The sequence below is a fragment of the Streptomyces sp. NPDC003284 genome, from assembly GCF_053589675.1.
Map to the genome: position 1 here is coordinate 51,203 of NZ_JBSFSI010000024.1, position 15,223 is coordinate 66,425.

The following is a 15,223-nucleotide window of genomic DNA, read 5'->3' on the forward strand; positions in this document are numbered from 1 at the left end:
CGCGGCTAGGGCGTGTCCCGACGAGCCGTGAGGCCGTCGGCCCAGTCGTCGACGCCGAGGACCCGCGCCCACTGCGGGAACAGTCGCTCGGTGAGGACCCGGTGCACCTCGGGATCGGGGTCCAGGCACGCGTCGGCGAGGACGGTGAGGCCGAAGTCCAGGTCGTTGGCCTGGCACAGGGTGGACAGCACCACGGCGCCGGTGGCGATGCCGGTCAGCACCAGGCTGTCGATGCCGCGTGCCCGCAGCACCACATCGAGGTCGCTCCCCGAGAAGGCGCTCGCCCGCCGCTTGGTGACCACCACCTCGCCCGGCAGGGGAGCGACCTCGGGGTGGATCTCGGTACCGGCGGCGCCCTCGACGTAGAGCCCGGCCCGCGCGATGGCGCTGAGCGCCCTGTTGTGCGTGCCGACCTCAGGGAAGCCCGGTCGCAGGGCGATGGTCACATGGATCACGGGGATGCCCGCGCTCCGAGCGCCGTCCATGGCCCTGCGCACCCGGTGCAGGAACTCGGGTCCGGCGTCGGTGAGGTCCACGACGGACCGCTGGACGTCCATCACGAGCAGGGCGCTTTTCATGGCATCTCCAGGGTCGGGGCCGGTCCGGCATCGTAGCGGGCCGGCCCCTCCGGTCCCCGCGCGGGTCCGGCGTGAGCCGCCGACGGGCGGCGGCTCACGGCCCGCAGGCGCGGACGGGGCCATGTCACCTCATCGCACCGTCCAGGTAAGGGAGTTGGACGCAGCCTGCCGGACCCGGGGGTCCCGTACGGCGCCGGTGCGGTCGCTCACCACCGCCGTGACGCGGTGGGCGGAGCGACGGCCGGCCAGCTCGCGCGGGGTCACCGTCATCCGTCCGGCGGCCCACGGTATCCGCCTCCCGTCGACGTACCAGTCCAGGCGCAGCCGGGCGAGACCGGTGAGCGGGGCGAGCCGCACCGTGATGTTCCGGGCGGAGGCGATCGGGCGCGCGGTGTCGAGCGGCGAGGTCAGGGCGTCGGCGTCCGCGTAGAAACCGGCGATCATCGCCTCGCGGCCCACGACGTTGAAGTCGGTCGAGGACAGGTCGCGCATGAGGGACGTCTCGGTGGGACGGTAGACGCCCGTCTCGTAGTAGCCGCCGCCCTCGTAGGTGCCCACGGCCCAGCCGGTCGGGTCCTGGGCGCCGAGCCAGCGGTGCCACTTCGCGGCGGCCGGATCGCGTCGCAGGGTCAGGTTGGCGGCGTCCGGCTCGTCGGCCGAGGGGTAGGGGCCGTATCCGGCGTACTGGTACTCGTCGGCCAAGTGCCCTATGGAATGCCCCAGTTCGTGGGCGCCGATGAGGTAGGAGCGGTCGTTGTCGGACGACATCGTCGCCACGCCGTGGAAGGGCGTGCCCGGCGGCAGGTCGACGGCGGAGTAGCCCGCGCCGCCGTACTTGGCGGAGTTGGCGATGACGAAGACGATGTCCGCGGCGGGGGCCGCGGCGGCGTAGCGGGTGACGCTGTCCGGGTCGATGCACAGCAGGCGTTCCAGGCCGTCGCAGAAGAAGTAGGAGCCGAGGGCCGTGGTCCGCCTGACGTCCGCCGTCGGATCGCCGGAGACGCCGGACTCGGGGGAGGGGGTGTCGACGAGCCAGATGTTGAACAGGCCGCGGTAACTGCGGTACGGCTCGATCCGGAAGATCTGGTCGAGCTTGTCCTCGGCGTCCGCGGTGAAGTCGTCCTGCTGGGCGGCCGTGTAGCCGTCGCCGAGCACCACGAGGTCGAGCCGGCCGGAGACCGGCCCGGTCTGCTGGAGGGCGCGCACGGTGGGCGCGGCACCGGCCGCGGGCGACGCGGTGCGGGCGTGCGGGGCCGTGGTGCCGGCGGTGTCCGTGGTCACCGTCACCTGACGCGGGGCGGACCAGGGATCGGGGAAGTACTCGACGTTCTGGCGGTGCCCGGCGGAACCGGTCGCGGCCCCGGCGGGGGGCGGGTCCACCCCCACGACCAGCGCGGCCGCGCTCACCAGGGCGGCCACGACGGCGGCGGTCCAACGCGGATACGGCTTCCTGCGATGCGGCACGGCGACCTCACTGGAGTTCCCGATTAACCCATGAAGTAAATGGAGTTAAAGCAGGGATTAACTTAGGGGTTCGCGCGTCGGTACGCCAGAGTCTCCGCGCCGCCGCCGTGCTCGTCGTACGCGAACCGTCCGGCCGGGGCGAGCGGTTGGGGCACTTTTCGGCCAACGGCGGTGTCCGGAGCGACCGCGCCCGCTCCGGGGGTGTCCCCCCGGACAGATGATCAATAGCCTGGGAGGAACAGCCGGTTCCTTATCTGAGGGAGCATCATGTCCACCGCGCAGCAGGTGCCCGACATCCTCTCGCCGGAGTTCGCGAAGGACCCCTATCCGGCCTACCGTGCGATGCGTGACACCGCGCCCCTCATCTGGCACGAGGCCACCCGCAGTTACATCGTCTCGCGCTACGAGGACGTCGAACGCGTCTTCAAGGACAAGAACAACGAGTTCACCACGGACAACTACAACTGGCAGATCGAGCCCGTGCACGGCACCACGATCCTCCAGCTCAGTGGGCGGGAACACGCCGTGCGCCGCGCCCTGGTCGCCCCCGCCTTCCGCGGCAGCGACCTCCAGGAGAAGTTCCTGCCCGTCATCGAGCGCAACTCCCGCGAACTGATCGACGCGTTCCGGCACACCGGGTCCGCCGATCTCGTCGGCGACTACGCCACCCGCTTCCCGGTCAACGTGATCGCCGACATGCTCGGCCTCGACAAGGCCGACCACGCGCGCTTCCACCGCTGGTACACGGCCGTCATCGCCTTCCTCGGCAACCTCTCCGGCGATCCCGAGGTGACCGCGGCGGGCGAGCGGACCCGGGTGGAGTTCGCCGAGTACATGCTGCCGGTCATCCGCGCGCGCCGCGACGACCTGGGCGAGGACCTGCTGTCCACGCTGTGCGCCGCCGAGGTGGACGGCGTACGGATGAGCGACGAGGACATCAAGGCGTTCTGCAGCCTGCTGCTCGCCGCCGGCGGCGAGACCACCGACAAGGCCATCGCCAGCATCTTCGCCAACCTGCTGAGCCACCCCGACCAGCTCGCCGCCGTCCGCGCGGACCGCGCTCTGATCCCGCGGGCCTTCGCCGAGACGCTGCGCTACACCCCGCCCGTCCACATGATCATGCGGCAGTCCGCCACCGAGGTGCGGCTCAGCGGCGGCACCGTGCCCCCCGGCGCCACCGTCACCTGCCTGATAGGCGCCGCCAACCGCGACGACAACCGCTACCGTGACCCCGACCGCTTCGACATCCTGCGCGACGACCTCACCACGACGACCGCGTTCTCCGCGGCCGCCGACCACCTCGCCTTCGCGCTCGGCCGGCACTTCTGCGTCGGCGCGCTGCTCGCCAGGGCCGAGGTCGAGACCGGTGTGAACCAACTCCTCGACGCGATGCCCGACATGCGCCTGGCCGACGGCTTCGACCCGGCCGAACAGGGTGTCTTCACCCGCGGGCCGCAGTCCCTGCCGGTGCGTTTCACCCCCGTGGGCGGCTGAGCCGCCTCCCGGCCGGAGCGGCGGGCCCGGCGACCGCACCACGGGCCCGCACCGCGCCACTTCGCCGCACCACAGCACCGGACCGGATCGGCGCACCACGGGCCGTACCGCACCGGCCCGCCTACCTCACGGTCCGGCTACCTCACCACCGGTGTGAACGCCACCAGAAGCGACACCAGCCCCCGCATCCAGATCGACGGACGCCAGCGCAGTTCCCCGGGCTCCACCGCGAGCACCAGGTCCGGCAGTTGCTCCAGCAGCGTCTCGACGGCCGTACGCGCCATCACGTCCGCCAGCAGCGGCGCCGGATACGGGCAGCGGTGCTCGCCGTGACTGAACGACAGATGCGCGGAGTTCTCCGCACCCACATGCGACTCCGGCCAGATCTGCGGATCGGTGTTGGCCGCGGCGAGACCCAGCACCACGCAGTCGCCCGCCCGGATGTGCCGCCCGCCCAGCTGGGTGTCGCGTACGGCCCAGCGCCCGATGAAGTTCTGCGTCGGAGTGTCCAGCCACAGCGCCTCGTTGAGCGCCTCGCCCACGCTGAGGCGGCCGCCCGAGACGTTCACCGCGAACCGCTCGTCGGTCAGCAGCAGCCGCAGCGTGTTGCAGATCCAGTTCGCCGTCGGCTGCTGCGCGGCGGCGATCACCGAGATCAGGTCCTGGACGATCTCCTCGTCCGTCAGCTCCGCCGGGTGCAGCAGCATGCGCGAGGTGACGTCCGGACCGGGATCGGCCCGCTTGTCCTTCACCAGCTGCCGCAGCCGCTCGCCCACCCGGCCGTACGCCGCCACCGGGTCGTCGCCCTCGGCCGCGTCCAGCGAGATTCGCAGGTCGTCGACGAGCTGCTGGGTGTCCGCGCCCGCGGTCGGCATCCCGCACATCTGCACCACGGCCCGCATGGGCAGCGCGTGCGCGTAGCCCGTCATCAGCTCGGCCTGCCCGCTGCCCGCGAAGCCGGCGATGAGCCGGTCCGCGATCAGGCGGCAGTCGCGGGCCAGCCCGAACTGGTCGACGCCCTCCAGCGCGTGGGTGATCACACCGGCCCGCCGCCGGTGCTCCTCGCCCTCGGTGAACAGCACCGACGGCTGGTACCCGACGAACGGCAGCAGCGGCCAGTCCGGCGGGATGTTCGCCCACTGGTTCCACCGCCGCGAGTCGCGGGCGAACAGCTCGTCGTGCCGGGTCACGTACGTGACCTCGGGATAGCCCAGCACCAGCCAGGCCGGGATGCCCCCGTCGAGCAGCACCGGCGCGACCGGCCCGTGCTCCCGGCGCAGTTCGCGGTAGAGCTGCGACGGCGTCTGCTGGTACTCGAGACCGGCCAGCGGGACCGCGTCCTCGTGGGCCGGGCAGCCCGGCGGAGCCGGATGGGCGGAAGGGGTACCGGTGTCGGTCACGGTGTCGTCTCCTGGGCCATGGCGATGTCGTAGAGGTGGTCCACGAGGGTGATGAGCACGTCCTTGCCGGACTGCCGGACCCGTGCGTCGCAGTCGATCATCGGCACCCGCTCGGGCAGGGCGAGCGCCTGGCGGATCTCGTCCAGCGAGTGATGGGTGGCGTCGTCGAACCGGTTGACGGCGACCACGAACGGCGTCCGGTGGTGCTCCAGCCGGTCTATCGCGTACCAGGAGTCGTCCATCCGCCGGGTGTCCACGAGGACCACCGCGCCCAGCGTGCCCGAGAACAGCCGGTCCCACAGGAACCAGAACCGCTCCTGCCCCGGCGCGCCGAACAGGTACAGCACCATGCGCTCGCTGAGGCTGATGCGTCCGAAGTCGAACGCCACCGTGGTCGTCGTCTTCGCCGACACCGCGCCGATCTCGTCGACCCCGACACCGGCCTGCGTCATCACCTCCTCGGTGTTCAGCGGCCGGATCTCGCTCACCGAGCGGACCAGGGTCGTCTTGCCGACACCGAACCCGCCCACGACGACGATCTTCAGGCCGGTCTCCGCGGTGTCGGCCAGCGGTGTGCGGTGGGAGGGCGGCTCAAAGGTCCGAGGCGATACGGACGCGTCGGACGTCTCAGAGGTTGCGGAGCCCATGGAGCACCTCCTTGAGAAGGGCGGAATCGGGGAGCGAGGCGACGGAGGGCGCCGCGCGCGGGTGCCGGGCGGTGATCCGGCCGGTGTCGAGCAGGTCGCCGAGCAGGATCCGCACCACGGTGATCGGCAGTCTCAGCTCGGCCGCGATCTCGACCACGGCCGTCGGGTGGGCGCACAGTTCCAGGATCCGGACATGCTCCGACTGCATCCCCGCCGCCGGACGGCACTCGCTGACCACGAGCGTGACCAGGTCGAAGGAGTCGCCTGCACGGCTGCGCCCGCCCGTGACCGTGTAGAGGCGGTCGGGGTCGCCGATGTCCACGGGCTTGCGCGTCATGAGGCACCGCTCCCTCGGACGGGCTGTCGGGGCTCCGCGCGCAGATGGTCGCCGATCTGTTCGACCAGCTCCGTCATCTGGTGGCCCACCACGCCCGGATCGGCGTCCTCCTGGGCGACGACGGCGAGGTGCGCGCCCTCCCCGGCCTCCACGATGAACAGCAGCCCGCCGTGGAACGCCGTCATGGAGTGGCGCACCCCGCCGCTGCCGTCGCCGAACTCCGCGGACGCGCCCTGGGCGAGCGCCTGGATGCCGGAGCAGATCGCCGACATCTGGTCGGCCTGGTCGAGGGTCAGATGCTCGGTCCAGCACAGTTTCAGTCCGTCCCGGGACAGGACCAGCGCGTGCCGGGTGCCGGGGGTGCGCTCCAGGAGGCTCTGGAGGAGCCAGGTGAGGCTGTTGTCGGTGGTCTGCATGACGGGTGTCGGGACGGTGGTGCCCGGCTGGCCGGTCACCGGCCCGTTCCTCCAATCTCATGTCTCATGAACTCGACGGGGAGGTGGGCGCCGGGAGCCCCGCGTGGGGCGCGGAAGCGGAGGGGCGGAAGAGGCGGAAGAGGCGGAAGGGGCGGCGGGGATACGGGCCGGGCGCGCGGGGGCGCCCGCGGAGCGGGGAGGGACGTGGCCGGGGTCGCGCGCCGGGCTAGGACGCGGTCGGCGGCCGGGAACCGGGCCGGTCCTCGCCGTCCGGTCGCGTGGCGCCGCCCGCGGACTGGCGCCCGCGGTGGAAGGCACCGAATCGCGCACCCGCGTCCTGCCCCGGCGGGCGCTCGGAACGGGACTCCGGACGGCCGTCCTGCGCCGCTTGTGACGCCTGTGACGGCGACCGGCGCTGCTCGCGCTCCCGCTCGGCCTCCGCCATGGTCCGGCCGGGGCTGCGCACCGGCAGGCCGTTCGGGGTCGCCCCGGCGGGGCGCCGGTGCCGCCCCGGCTCATGGGGGTCGGACCGGTCGGCGGGCCGCGCCGCGAGGGCGGGGCGCACCGCCGGGGCGGGGGCCTGCGGCTGCCTGGGGAGCGCGTCGAGGTCGGGAGCGGGTGCGGGCGCCGGGACGGCCGTGCGCGTGGCGGCGGGCGCGGCGCCCCCGGCGGGCGCGATGGCGGTGACCGGCGGGCGGACCGGCTCGCGCGGCGCGGGTTCGCGCTGCTGGGCGAGGAGTTGCGGGGGCAGCAGGACGACGACACCGGTGCCGCCGCGTGAGGAGGGCCGGTAGTTGACGCTGATGCCGTACTTCAGCGCGAGCCGCCCCACCACGATGAGGCCGAGCCGGGTGCCCTGGAGCGAGGCCAGGTCGCTCATCCGGCCGGACACCGCCTCCTCGGCCCGGCGCATCGCCGCGTCCGCCATCTTCAGACCGCTGTCCTCGATGGTGACCACGAGCCCGGCGCTGCGCTCCTCGACGTAGACGTGCACCTCGTCGATGGGCGGGGAGAAGTTCGCGGCGTTGTCCATCAGTTCGGCGAGCAGATGCATGACGCCCTCGGCGGCGAAGCCGGAGATCGCGGCGGTCGCGGAGCAGTGCAGGCGCACCCGGCGGTAGGCGGCGATCCGGCCCACCGCGCCGCGCAGGACGCTCTCCATCACGATCGGCTTGTTCCAGGCGCGGCTGGACCGGCCGCCCATCAGCAGCGCCAGCCGGTCGGTCAGCAGACCGAGCTGGGAGGTGTTGTGGTCCAGCTTCAGCAGGTCCCCGAACACCTCTTCGCTGTGTCGTTCCTGCATGTCCCGCAGATCGGCGAGCATGCCGACGGTCTTGGCCTGGACCCGGCTGAGCGCCTTCGCGGAGGCGGCCTGCGCCGCGGCCACGCGCCTCTCGCTGCGGGCGAGTTCACGGACGAACGACTCGGCGAGCGTGCGGACGGCGGGCAGTCGCGGCAGGTCGAGTTCGGCGAGCACCGTGTCGGCGGACTCGCCCTCGCCCAGCCGGGCGACCGCGGCCGGCAGCGTCTCCCGTGTCAGCCGCTCCAACTCGGTCATGACAGCGCCCACTTCGTGCCGGGCCTGCCGGCGCTCGCCGTCCAGGAGCGCCGTCTGCCGTGCGCCCTCCTCGACCGTGGCGGCGAACGCCTGCGCGAGCCCGCCCAACTGCGCGTCGCCCGGGGGCGGTACGTCCCGCAGCGCCTCCGCCGCGCTCGCGCCGCCCCGCACCCGGACGGCCACGGCGGGGAGCGTGACATTGACCAGGTGCGCGGTCTGAGCGGAGTGGTGCGCGAGCTGGGCCCGGAGCCTGCCCGCCTCGGTCTCCTGCGCGGCGGCCGAGCGGCGGGCCCGGCGCGCCAGCCGGGTGCCGACGAGCACGGCCACGGTCACACAGACCCAGCCGGTCACCGCCACGCCCAGGGTCCAGGCGCGGACGCCGCCCGGTGCCAGGGCGACCGCCGCACCGGCCGCCACGGCGCTCACCGCCGTCACGGCCACGGGGACGGCCGGTGAAGTGTGCGGCTCCTTCGCCGATCGGTGCTGGCTGGGCGGTGCAGGCACTGGCATTCCGCGGTCCCTCGGTCCGTGAGTGGGGGAGAAACGGTGCGGCCCGTGGACTACGGCCGCAGGTCGTCGCGACACGCCCCAAGAGGAGGACGATCTTCCGACCGGACTCCGGTTCATGTTAGCCATCCTGACCGCAGGAGACGTTCGGTCCAGCCGTACAGTCCCTCGTCGGCCCGACTTCGTCGCGAACTCGCCGTTCCGTTTCCGTCGGCGTGATAGAGGGGGCGGCCGGATCCGGACCCGGCTGACATGCACGGACCCGGGGTCGTCCGGCTGACGCACCCTCACAATGTGCTGGGATGCGAGGTTTTCGAGGTCCCGTCCCCTCACACGGACGCCTGGTTTCCAGCCAAGCACCGTCCCGCCCCTGACCGATCGCCTCGTTCCCGGGCCGGATGTGGCGGCCGGTGACGCCGTCCGGCGGTTCTCCGGCATCGATGGGCAGAATATGGGAAGCGCGCCTGCCCCCGGTTCACCATCGTGGTCCTGTGACTTCGACCCAGGAAACGACCCGCTCCCGCGGCGTCGGCGACCCGCCCGGACACTGGCGCCGGATGAGGGTGTGGGCCACGGCCCACGCCGTCGACGACTTCTATCAGGGCCTCGTGCCCGCCGCCGTCCCCTACTTCGTGCTGGAACGGCACTTCAGCTATGTCGAGGCCTCCGGGCTCGCGCTGGCCGCGACGCTGGGCAGCGCGCTGCCCCAGGTGCCGATCGGCCTGCTGGCCGACCGCCACCGGCTCCGCTGGATGGCACCGCTCGGGATCAGCCTGGCGGGCGTCGGAGCGGGACTGTCCGGTCTGGCGCCCGCCTACCCGGTGGTGTTCGCGCTGCTGCTGCTCGCCGGGGTCGGCATCGCGATGTTCCACCCGCCAGCCGGACGCGACGCCCGCCGGGCGGCAGGCGGCAGCGCCACCGCGATGAGCTACTTCGCGGCCGGCGGAAGCGTCGGCTTCTTCGTCGGACCGGCCCTGGTGACCCCGGCCCTGGACCGGCTCGGGATCGGCGCGACCGCGCTGTTCATCCCGCCCGCCGTCCTCATGGGCTTCGTCCTGCTGCGCCACCACACCCGCACGGCGGACACCGCGGTGCGCAAGGCCGGGCCGCACGGCAAGGACCAGCCGGGACGCTTCGCCGCGCTGACCGCGGTCGAGGTCGCCCGGTCCACGATCTCGACCGGTCTGAACACCTTCATCTCGCTGTACTGGATCCGCCACCTCGGCGCGGGCAGCGGACTCGGCGGGACCGCCCTGACCCTGGAACTCGGCGGCGGTGTGCTCGGCACCCTGCTCGGCGGACGGCTCGCCGACCGGATCGGCATGGTCCGGACCGTGCAGATCGGGAACGCCGCCATGCTGCCCGCCCTGTGGGCCATGCTGGCCTGCGACGACAAGTACGCGGCCCTCCCGCTGGCCCTGCTCGTCGGTCTCGTCTCGAACATCCCGTTCGCGGTGCTCATCAAGCTGGGCCAGGACTACCTGCCCAGCCGCCCGGGGACCGCGGCCGGTGTCACCCTCGGCCTGGCCGTGAGCGCCGGCGGACTCTTCATGCCCCTGCTGGGCCTGGTCGCGAGCCACCACGGACCGCGCGGCGCGCTCGTGGTCCTCGCCGCCGTCCCGGTCCTCGCCATCCTGCTCTCCACCGCGCTGCGCGAACCGGCGCACGAACCGGCGCACGAACCGGACCCCGGTGAACCCGCCGGACCAGCCCCCGGAGCGGCCCCACGGTGACCGGGGGACCGGGTGAGCGGGTGCGCGCCGCGCCGCCGTACGGGCGCGGCCACCTGCCCCGCCCGGCGCCGGGCCCCACGCCCCGTACCGACAAGACCTATCCTTCCCCTCGATGTCCGAGATCCGACACCAGCCGGTCGCGCCGACCAGCACCCAGTCCCGCGCGGGCGGCGATGTCATCGACCGCCACCGCCACGACGACCACCAGCTGATCTACGTCAGCTCGGGCGTCCTCGCGATCCGCACCGAGCACGGCTCCTGGATCGCGCCGAACGACCGGGCCCTGTGGATCCCGGCGCACACCTGGCACGAGCACCGCTTCTACGGCCGCAGCCGCTTCCACACCGTCGGCTTCCCGGCCGGGGACCCGAAGCCCGTGCTCGACGCGCGGACACCGGCCGTCGTCGCCGTCGACGCCCTCGTGCGCGAACTGCTGATCGCCCTCACCAGCCCCGACCTCACCCGCACCGAGACCCGTCACATCGAGGCGGTCCTGCGTGACCGGCTCCGCCGGGTCGCGGAGCAGCCGATCATGCTGCCCGTGCCGAGGGACCGGCGGCTGGCCCAGGTCTGCCGCCTGGTGGAGGCCGACCTGAGCCGCCCGTACACCCTCGCCGAACTCGCCCGCCACGCCCACGTCGGCGAACGCACCCTGTCCCGGCTGTTCCGCGGCGAGTTCCGTATGACCTACCCCCAGTGGCGCACCCGGGTCCGTCTCTTCAACGCCATGGTGCTGCTCGCCGAGGACGCCACCGTCACCGACACCGCCCACGCCTGCGGCTGGGCGTCGGCCAGTGCCTTCGTGGACATCTTCGCCCAGGCCATGGGCACCACACCCGGGACGTACCGCGCGGGAGTGCACGACCCTCGGGAGCGGTGAGCGTGTCCGGCGCGGTGTCCCGGCGCCCGAGGGTTCAGCGCAGCGCGGCCACCAGCGCGTCGCTCGCCGAGCACCACAACTGCCGTGCCTCGGTGAAGCCTTGCTCCCGCAGCGTGTCCAGGTGCCAGCTGGTGGCCGTGGGGCGGTCGGGTAGCGCACCGGCGGGGCGGGGCTCGCGCGGATCGCCGAGCAGGGCGAAGCGGCGGGCCGCCGGTCCGGCGAGAACGGGATCGTCCGCGACACGGCTCCACCAGTCGGCCCAGTCGAGGGCGCCCGCGCGCCGCCGCCGCTCCCGGCCTTCGAGCAGCAGGGCGTGCAGGGCCGCGTTGAGCCGGGGCGCCGACTCGTCGCACATGTGGTCGGCGTTGAGGAACACACCGCCCTCGCGCACCAGCGAGGCCAGGCTGCCGTAGAGGCGGCGGAGCGGGCCGGTGTCCAGCCAGTGCAGGGCGGTGGCGGTCACGACGGCGTCGAACGAGGCGACGGGCAGCCGCGCGGTCCAGTCCGGGTCGGTGAGGTCGGCCTCGGCGAAGGTGACCCGCCCGTCACCGGCGAAGTGGCCGCGGGCGATGGTCAGCAGGGCCGGATCGATGTCCACGCAGACGGTACGGGCGCCGGGGAGCCGCCGCAGCAGGCGGTCGGAGATGCTGCCGGTGCCGCAGGCCATGTCCAGGACGAGCGGAGTACGGCCCGCCACGGCCTCGACCGCGTCGGTCATGACCCGGAAGCGCTCCTCCCGGTCCGGCATGTACCACTCCTGCTGGCGGTCCCAACTCGTCTGCCACCGCTGCCAGTCGGACGCGGTCGAGGTGGTGGTCATGGGTGGGGGTGTTCCTTTCGCTGGACGCCGGACGGGGCCGGTTCGACGGGTGCCGTGCCCGCGGTGCCCAGATGCCGGGACCGCAGCAGCAGGCGGGTGGTCTCGGAGCGCGGGGCGGCCAGGACCGCACGGCTGCCGCCCGATTCCACGACGCGGCCCGCGTCGAGGACGACCAGGTCGTCGGCCAGCCGCTCCACGAGCGTGAGATCGTGGCCGATCCACAGCACGGCCGTGTCGCTCCGCTCGCGCAGGCGGCCGATCTCGGCGGTCACGAGCCCGGTGCTGACGGCATCGAGCGCCGTGGTGATCTCGTCGCAGACCAGCACATCCGGCTCGGCGAGCAACGCCCGTGCCAGCGCAGCGCGTTGCAGTTCCCCGCCGGACAACGAGGCGGCGTGCCGCATGGCGTGCTCCGGGGTGAGCCCGAGCCGCTCCCACACCTGCCGGGCCCGCCGCTGTGCCTCCGCCGCCGTCAGACCGCGCAGGCGTACGGCGGTGCGGGCGACCTGTTCCAGCACGGTGCGCCGCTCGTCGAAGGAGTTCCGCACCTCCTGCCAGACGTACTGCACACCCCGGATCTGCCGGGCCGTGCGGTGGCGCAGCACGGGCAGCGGCGAGTCCCGGAACGTGAGGTGTCCCCGGTGGCGTTCGTGCAGCCCGGCGAGGCAGCGCGCGAGCACGGTCTTGCCGCTTCCCGAGGGTCCGACGACGGCGGTGCAGCCGCCTTCGGGCACCCGCACGGACACCTCGCGCAGGACCTCGCCCCGCCCGCCCGGCCGCAGCCACGCGGTCAGGTCCCGCGCCTCCAGCACGGCACCGGCGACCGCGGTGGAGACGCGCGCCGGGGGAGCGGCGGGCGAGGGCGCTGCCTCCGGGAGCGGCGGGAGGACGTCCGTGGTGGGGCCCGTCGCGGCGACCCGGCCGCGTTCGAGGACCACGGTGCGCCCGGCCACCGCCCGTACCAGTTCATGGTCGTGGCTGAGCAGCAGCAGCGCGTACCCGTCGGCGGCAAGCCGCGTCAGCTGTCCGGCCAGCCGCAGCCGCGCCACCGTGTCCAGACCGGTGCTGGGCTCGTCGAGGACCAGCACCCGGGGGCCGCAGACGAGTACCTGGGCGAGCGCGACACGCTGCCGCTGGCCGCCGGAGAACTGGTGCGGGAAGCGGCGCCGCACGGCCGGGTCGTCCGGCAGCCCGGCGGTGTGCAGCGCCTCGGCGGCGTACCGGGCGGCGGCGGCCCGGCCGCGGGCGTCCGGCCGGTGCAGGCGCGCGAGTTCGGTGAGGACCGAGCCGGTCCGCCGGGCCGGGTTGAGGGCGTGGGCCGGGTGCTGGGGCATGTAGCAGACGACCCGGCCGCGGACGTCCCGTCCGGCGCCCGTCGGTCCGTCGGCGCCCACCACCGGGACGCCCGCGACCCGGACCGTGCCGCTCAGCCGTACTCCGGGCGCCGCCTCGCCCAGCAGGGCCAGCGCCGCCGTGGTCTTGCCGCTGCCGGACGGCCCCACCAGCGCGGTCACCGTGCCCGGAGCGGCCGTGAGCCCGACACCGTCCAGGAGCCGGGCCGTCCCGGCGTGCGCCGTCAGGCCGCTGACCTCGATCACCGGTTCCACGGCACCGCCTTCCCGCGCGTCCGCGCACCGGAGCGCGCGGCGTGCGGCAGCAGCCCGTCCGCGAGCAGGTTGGCGCCCACGGTGAACAGCACCAGCATCAGGGTCGGCGCCAGCACCGCCCACGGCTGCACGAACAGCGCCTCCCGGCTCGCGGCGATCACCACGCCCCAGTCCGGCGAGGTCGGATCGAGGCCGAGACCGAGGAAGTTGGCGGCGGCCACGGTGAAGACCGCGCCGCCGACGCGCGTCCCGGCGTCCGCGGCGGCCACCGGCAGCACGGCCCGCCCGACGTGGTGGACGAGGACGCGCGCCGCCGACTCGCCCTGGAGCCGCATCGCCTCGGCCACGGGACCGCTGGCCGCGTCCAGCGCCGCCGCGCGCAGCAGCCGGGCGACGGCGGGCACGTTCAGGGCGGCCACCGCCAGCGCCACCGCGACCGGATGCCCGCGCCAGCCGACCCCCACCACACTGATCACCAGCAGCGAGGGCAGCGGCAGCAGCAGTTCCACCGGCCTCATCAGCAGGTCGTCCAGCAGACGGCTGCGGGCTGCCGCGGCGGTCAGCCCGAGCGCACCGCCCGCGGCGACGGCCAGCGCCACCGCGGCACAGGCCACGCCCAGGGCGCTGGCCCCGCCGCGCAGCACCAGGGTCAGCACGTCCCGGCCCAGGGCGTCCGTCCCCAGCGGATGCCCGTCGCCGAGGGCGTAGGGCATGCCGTCGGACGGGATGCCCGGGTCCGTCACCAGCGGGCCGACGACCGCGGCGGTGACCGGCAGCGCCAGCAGCAGCGCGCCCCCGGCCGTCCGGCGGCCCCCGGACCGTCCGCGGGCCCTCATCGCAGTACCTCCGTACGGGGAGCCAGGCGCTGGCCGACGAGATCCGCGGCCAGGTTGAGCAGGCACGCCACGGCCGCCAGGGCCAGGGTGAGGGCCTGCACGGTGGGTACGTCGCGGTTCTGCACGGCCGCGACCAGTGCCGTGGCGGTGCCCGGGACCGCGAAGACGGCCTCGACGACGAGCACCCCGCCCAGCAACTGGTCGCCGGTGCGGGCCAGTTCCTGGATGCCGGGGACCGCCGCGTTGGGCAGGACGTGCCGAAGCACCAGCCGGGCGGGCGGCACACCGAGCCGCCGGGCCTGCACCGTGTAGCCGGAGTGCAGCGCGATGACGGTGCCGGCCCGGATCTGCCGGGACAGCACGCACACGGTGCGGGCCAGCAGCACCGCCACCGGCAGCACGAACAGCTCCGGCCGCCGCCACCACACGCCGTCCGCGCCGATCCAGGTCGACGGCAGCCAGCCCAGACGCAGCGAGAAGACACCGACCAGCAGCAGCGCCAGCACGAAGTCCGGTACCGAGGTGAGCGCCAGCGTCACCGCGGACACCACGCGGTCCGCCCTGCTGCCCGCCCGCAGCCCCGTCAGCAGGCCGAGCGCGACGGCCAGCGGCACCAGCAGCACGACCGTGACGGCGGCCAGCGCCGCCGTCACCGGGACCGACGACGACAGCACCTCGCCGACCGGGCCGCCGCCGACCAGCGACGTGCCGAGGTCACCGGTGAGCAGGCCGTGCGCCCAGTCGGCGAACCGCTCGGCGAGCGGCCGGTCGAGCCCCATCTGCTCCCGCAACTGGGCCACTTGGCCGAGCCCGGCCTGTTCGTTGAAGTCGACGGTGGCCGCGTCCCCCGGCAGCAGATCGGTCAGCAGGAAGACGATGACACTGAGCGCGGCGAGCTGGACGAGCGTCCACCCGCACCGCCGCAGGGCGAAGCGCAGCACCCGTG

General features: G+C 73.9%; 14 protein-coding genes. 3 read left to right on the forward strand and 11 right to left on the reverse strand.

The window, feature by feature from the left end:
- Positions 1 to 5: 5 nt before the first annotated feature.
- Positions 6 to 578: a cysteine hydrolase family protein gene (locus tag ACWDYF_RS32800; protein ID WP_389474045.1), complete on the reverse strand. Its 573-nt coding sequence runs from the start codon at positions 576 to 578 to the stop codon at positions 6 to 8.
- A gap of 129 nt (positions 579 to 707) precedes the next feature.
- Positions 708 to 2,042, reverse strand: a complete 1,335-nt coding sequence (locus ACWDYF_RS32805) for a M64 family metallopeptidase (RefSeq protein WP_389474044.1) — start codon at positions 2,040 to 2,042, stop codon at positions 708 to 710.
- Between the two features lie 267 nt (positions 2,043 to 2,309).
- Here ACWDYF_RS32805 and ACWDYF_RS32810 point away from each other — a divergent pair, with 267 nt between their 5' ends.
- Positions 2,310 to 3,536: a cytochrome P450 gene (locus ACWDYF_RS32810; protein ID WP_381736942.1), complete on the forward strand. Its 1,227-nt coding sequence runs from the start codon at positions 2,310 to 2,312 to the stop codon at positions 3,534 to 3,536.
- A gap of 137 nt (positions 3,537 to 3,673) precedes the next feature.
- Here ACWDYF_RS32810 and ACWDYF_RS32815 read toward each other — a convergent pair whose 3' ends face one another.
- From ACWDYF_RS32815 to ACWDYF_RS32835, 5 genes are all read right to left on the reverse strand, one after another.
- Positions 3,674 to 4,936 carry a cytochrome P450 gene (locus ACWDYF_RS32815; protein WP_389474040.1) on the reverse strand — a complete coding sequence of 421 codons (1,263 nt, stop codon included), beginning with the start codon at positions 4,934 to 4,936 and terminating at the stop codon, positions 3,674 to 3,676.
- Positions 4,933 to 5,583, reverse strand: coding sequence for a GTP-binding protein (locus tag ACWDYF_RS32820; protein WP_389474037.1), 651 nt, complete (start codon positions 5,581 to 5,583; stop codon positions 4,933 to 4,935). The genes ACWDYF_RS32815 and ACWDYF_RS32820 overlap by 4 nt, the downstream gene beginning before the upstream one ends.
- On the reverse strand, positions 5,564 to 5,920 hold the full coding sequence (locus tag ACWDYF_RS32825) for a DUF742 domain-containing protein (protein WP_389474034.1): 357 nt from the start codon (positions 5,918 to 5,920) through the stop codon (positions 5,564 to 5,566). The genes ACWDYF_RS32820 and ACWDYF_RS32825 overlap by 20 nt, the downstream gene beginning before the upstream one ends.
- Positions 5,917 to 6,336, reverse strand: a complete 420-nt coding sequence (locus ACWDYF_RS32830; protein ID WP_037873192.1) for a roadblock/LC7 domain-containing protein — start codon at positions 6,334 to 6,336, stop codon at positions 5,917 to 5,919. The genes ACWDYF_RS32825 and ACWDYF_RS32830 overlap by 4 nt, the downstream gene beginning before the upstream one ends.
- A 226-nt stretch (positions 6,337 to 6,562) precedes the next feature.
- On the reverse strand, positions 6,563 to 8,404 hold the full coding sequence (locus ACWDYF_RS32835) for a sensor histidine kinase (RefSeq protein WP_389474032.1): 1,842 nt from the start codon (positions 8,402 to 8,404) through the stop codon (positions 6,563 to 6,565).
- Between the two features lie 554 nt (positions 8,405 to 8,958).
- Between ACWDYF_RS32835 and ACWDYF_RS32840 the strand changes: the two genes are divergently transcribed.
- Both ACWDYF_RS32840 and ACWDYF_RS32845 read left to right on the forward strand, forming a co-directional pair.
- Positions 8,959 to 10,134, forward strand: coding sequence for an MFS transporter (locus ACWDYF_RS32840; protein WP_389474114.1), 1,176 nt, complete (start codon positions 8,959 to 8,961; stop codon positions 10,132 to 10,134).
- Positions 10,135 to 10,246: 112 nt separating this feature from the next.
- Positions 10,247 to 11,014: an AraC family transcriptional regulator gene (locus ACWDYF_RS32845; protein WP_389474030.1), complete on the forward strand. Its 768-nt coding sequence runs from the start codon at positions 10,247 to 10,249 to the stop codon at positions 11,012 to 11,014.
- A 34-nt stretch (positions 11,015 to 11,048) separates the two neighbouring features.
- On the opposite strand, the gene ACWDYF_RS32850 is transcribed toward ACWDYF_RS32845, so the two are convergent.
- From ACWDYF_RS32850 to ACWDYF_RS32865, 4 genes are read right to left on the reverse strand one after another with little or no spacing between them, the layout of a single operon-like run.
- Positions 11,049 to 11,834: a class I SAM-dependent methyltransferase gene (locus ACWDYF_RS32850; protein ID WP_389474028.1), complete on the reverse strand. Its 786-nt coding sequence runs from the start codon at positions 11,832 to 11,834 to the stop codon at positions 11,049 to 11,051.
- Entirely contained in the window at positions 11,831 to 13,441 is a 1,611-nt protein-coding gene (locus tag ACWDYF_RS32855; protein ID WP_389474026.1) for an ABC transporter ATP-binding protein, read from the reverse strand. The genes ACWDYF_RS32850 and ACWDYF_RS32855 overlap by 4 nt, the downstream gene beginning before the upstream one ends.
- A complete protein-coding gene (locus ACWDYF_RS32860; RefSeq protein ID WP_389474024.1) occupies positions 13,429 to 14,277 on the reverse strand; it encodes an ABC transporter permease subunit in 849 nt (282 codons plus the stop codon). Before ACWDYF_RS32860 ends, ACWDYF_RS32855 begins: the two co-directional genes overlap by 13 nt.
- Positions 14,274 to 15,218, reverse strand: a complete 945-nt coding sequence (locus ACWDYF_RS32865) for an ABC transporter permease (protein ID WP_381736937.1) — start codon at positions 15,216 to 15,218, stop codon at positions 14,274 to 14,276. The genes ACWDYF_RS32860 and ACWDYF_RS32865 overlap by 4 nt, the downstream gene beginning before the upstream one ends.
- Positions 15,219 to 15,223 lie beyond the last annotated feature (5 nt).